At 64.5% G+C, this 2,561-nt stretch carries 1 protein-coding gene and 2 pseudogenes; 2 read left to right on the top strand and 1 reads right to left on the bottom strand.

What is annotated here, in order from left to right; genetic code table 11:
- Both EOA85_RS32480 and EOA85_RS32475 read left to right on the top strand, forming a co-directional pair.
- Positions 1 to 320 (top strand): annotated as a pseudogene (locus tag EOA85_RS32480) (DNA ligase-associated DEXH box helicase); the annotation flags it as partial.
- Positions 321 to 371: 51 nt separating this feature from the next.
- Positions 372 to 1,973, top strand: a complete 1,602-nt coding sequence (locus EOA85_RS32475; RefSeq protein WP_127212446.1) for a cisplatin damage response ATP-dependent DNA ligase — start codon at positions 372 to 374, stop codon at positions 1,971 to 1,973.
- Positions 1,974 to 1,976: 3 nt separating this feature from the next.
- Here EOA85_RS32475 and EOA85_RS32470 read toward each other — a convergent pair.
- Positions 1,977 to 2,561: pseudogene (locus EOA85_RS32470) on the bottom strand (hypothetical protein); the annotation flags it as partial.

Here is a 2,561-nt window from a genome sequence, read left to right as displayed (position 1 = left end):
ACTTCACTGGGGCCATCGTCGTTGGCCCGCCCTCGGCCTTCGCCGACCGCTGGGCGCGACGCTTTCCCGATCCGATCTCGTGCTTTGCGTCCGGCTGGATGCGCATCCGCCAGCGCGCCAAGCAGGGCGGCGTCGAACTGCCGCTGATCATTTCCGACCACGCCGACTGGGACGAGCTGACCGCCACGATCAGGGAGACCGGCGCCGGAGAAATCTGGGTGACGCATGGCCGCGAGGAGGCCCTGGTGCGCTGGTGCGAACTCGAAGGCATCGCCGCGCGGCCGCTGCATCTCGTCGGCTACGAGGATGAGGGCGATTGAGCTGATGGAAGGAACAATCGTCAACGCAGCGCTGACGCGGTTCTCACCGCCATGAATCGCTTCGCCGAACTCCTCGATCGCCTTGTCCTGACTCCGTCGCGTAACGGCAAGCTGACGCTGCTGAGCGATTATTTCCGCAGCGTCGAGGATCCGGATCGCGGCCTGGCGCTGGCTGCCATCACCGGCGACCTGACCATCGCGGCGGTCAAGCCGGCTATGCTTCGCATGCTGGTGATGGAGCGCATGGATCCGGTGCTGTTCGGCTATTCCTACGATTATGTCGGCGACCTGGCAGAGACCGTGTCGCTGGTCTGGCCGCAATCGCCCGCAGATATCGCCAACCATGAGCCGACGCTCGCCGAGGTCGTGGCAAAGCTGCAGGCGGCGAGCCGTTCCGACGGGCCGAAGGTGCTGGCCAGACTGCTCGACAGCGCCAGCATCTCGGCGCGTTTCGCCATCATCAAGCTGGTCACCGGCGGGCTGCGCATCGGCGTCTCGGCGCGATTGGCCAAGCAGGCGCTGGCCGATCTCGGCAAGGTCGACATCGCCGAAATCGAAGAACTCTGGCATGGGCTGACGCCGCCCTATGCCGAGCTGTTCGCCTGGCTGGAAGGCAAGGCAGAAAAACCCAGAAAGACGGCTCTGGCGCTGTTCCGGCCGGTGATGCTGTCGAACCCGATCGGTGACGGCGATCTCGAAAAGCTCGACCCGGCCGACTACGCCGCCGAATGGAAATGGGACGGCATCCGCGTCCAGGCCGTATCGGAAGGCGGCATTCGCCGGCTCTATTCGCGCACCGGCGACGACGTCTCCGGGGCCTTTCCGGACCTCGCAGAGGCGATGGATTTTTCCGCCACCCTCGACGGCGAGCTTCTGGTCGGCGATCCCCTGCAGGCGACCGGTACGTTCTCGGACCTGCAGCAGCGGCTGAACCGCAAGAGCGTGACACCGAAGATCCAGCAGCAATACCCAGCCTTCATGCGCTGCTACGACGTGCTTCAGATCGGCGACGAGGACTTGCGCGCGTGCTCTTTCCGCGAGCGACGCGGCCGCCTCGAAGCCTTCGTGCAGACGCTCGATCCGAGCCGCTTCGATCTTTCGCCGCTGGTCGAATTCACCGACTGGCAGGCGTTGGAGGAATTGCGCCGCAAGCCGCTGCATCCGGTCATCGAAGGCGTAATGCTGAAGCGCTGGGATTCGCCCTATCTCACCGGCCGGCCCAAAGGCCCATGGTTCAAATGGAAGCGCGATCCGCACACGGTCGACGCCGTGCTGATGTATGCCCAGCGCGGCCACGGCAAGCGTTCGAGCTTCTATTCCGACTACACGTTTGGCGTCTGGTCCGGCCCGGAAGGATCGGAGGAACTGGTGCCGGTGGGGAAAGCCTATTTCGGCTTCACCGACGAGGAACTGAGGCAGATCGACAAATATGTCCGCGACAACACCATCGAGCGCTTTGGCCCGGTCCGCTCGGTACGGGCCGACCGCAGACAAGGTCTCGTGCTGGAGGTGGCGTTCGAAGGGCTCAACCGCTCGACACGGCACAAATCCGGCGTCGCCATGCGCTTTCCGCGCATTTCACGGCTGCGCTGGGACAAGCCGGCGGCCGAAGCCGACCGCATCGAGACGCTGCAGGCGCTGCTCGATACCTGAGGGTCACGGAACAATCGAGACGCGGATCTCGTAGATGTCGACCGACTTGCCTTGTTTGTCGAAGTCGGAATTGATGGCGATGGTGCCGGCAGCACCTGGACGCTTGTCGGGAAACCGCACGTCGAACAGATATTCGTTGCGCTCGTGGCCGACCGCGTAGCGCTTGCGGCCGCAGTCGCCGAGTTCGCCGAAGTTGCAGTCGACGGAGATCTGAGTGTCCTTGCCCTCCTCGGAGCGGGCGATGATGTCGAACGTGGCGTGCTTGCCGGCGAGTTTTTCCAGCACGCCTTGCCCGACGTCGAAGCTGATTGCCGAACCGGAGGCGCCCGACCGGATGCGCAGGAAGGAACCGCTGTCGTCCTGCATGACTTCGGCCTTGGCATCCGAAGGCGCACTGACAAGCGCCGGGTCGCTCGGTGAAAACACATTGATCCAGTCGCGCGCCGCCTCGCCGGAGTCCAGCGGCGAGGCGGTGTCGCTTGGCGGCGTGAAATCATCGTCTTCCACCGTCGGTACCGTTTGCGGCGGGGCCGTGTCGAGTTCGGCCGCCGACTTGAAGACGCCGGTCTGGGCAGCGAAATAGAGGCC

The sequence above is a fragment of the Mesorhizobium sp. M5C.F.Ca.IN.020.29.1.1 genome (assembly GCF_003997375.1).
GTDB classification, from domain to species: Bacteria; Pseudomonadota; Alphaproteobacteria; order Rhizobiales; family Rhizobiaceae; genus Mesorhizobium; species Mesorhizobium wenxiniae.
The sequence above is the reverse complement of the archived record's forward strand: the minus strand, read 5'-3'. Positions and strand labels throughout refer to the sequence as shown.

Coding starts and splice junctions, on each gene's coding strand:
- EOA85_RS32475 (WP_127212446.1), top strand. CDS start 372: ATGAATCGCTTCGCCGAACTCCTCGATCGCCTTGTCCTGACTCCGTCG.